This is a genomic window from Colwellia sp. MB3u-45 (genome assembly GCF_014077005.1).
GTDB lineage: Bacteria > Pseudomonadota > Gammaproteobacteria > Enterobacterales > Alteromonadaceae > Cognaticolwellia.
In genome coordinates this window covers 1-228 of the sequence record NZ_JACGVC010000002.1, presented here as the reverse complement: position 1 = coordinate 228, position 228 = coordinate 1, and the positions used below count along the sequence as shown (strand labels likewise).

General features: G+C 39.0%; 1 pseudogene. It reads left to right on the top strand.

Going from position 1 to position 228, the window contains the following annotated elements:
* Positions 1 to 228 (top strand): annotated as a pseudogene (locus H4J41_RS00005) (hypothetical protein); the annotation flags it as partial.

Genomic DNA, 228 nt, shown 5'->3' with positions numbered 1-228 from the left:
ACCACAGACCAAGAGCACCAAATTGAATTATGGTATTTAATTGCCGTTGCCCAACGCTATGCAAAAACTATCCCTGCGGCATTAAGCAGTATTAATGAATTACTTAAACTCGATGAAACACATAGCCGTGCTAATCAAGAACAAGGCTTTATCCATTTAGCCTTAGATGAACCAGCACTGGCTAAAATTTCATTTGAAAAGGCGGTAAAACTTAACCCGAGTTTAGTC